Here is a 370-nt window from a genome sequence, read left to right on the forward strand (position 1 = left end):
TCAACTTCATCATTCATCGGCTTGACGGCGATGTTGACTTTGGCACTGTCGGTATCGCCGTCAGCGTCCTGGGCCACGTAGTCAAAGCTGATGTCACCGTTGAAGTCCTTGCCCGGCACAAAGCTGATGCTGCCATCCGCAGCAATCACGACATTGCCGCCCTGTACCGCGATGGTCTGCGCCAGTCCGGTCAGCTCGACGCCGTTGATAGACTTGATCGCCAGCCCGCCATCCGGCGCCTTGTCGTTGGCCAGCAGGGTCAGGGTCACCGAGCCATCCTCGTTGACCTCGTAGTCGTCGCTCACCGCATCAACTTCATCATTCATCGGCTTGACGGCGATGTTGACTTTGGCACTGTCGGTATCGCCGT

The 370-nt window shown here is 58.6% G+C and carries 1 protein-coding gene; it reads right to left on the reverse strand.

The features are described 5' to 3' along the window. The coding region (locus tag ACW5W8_RS23950) for an Ig-like domain-containing protein (protein ID WP_498630907.1) at positions 1 to 370 on the reverse strand (370 nt) is incomplete at both ends.

The organism is Aeromonas aquatilis (assembly GCF_054052405.1).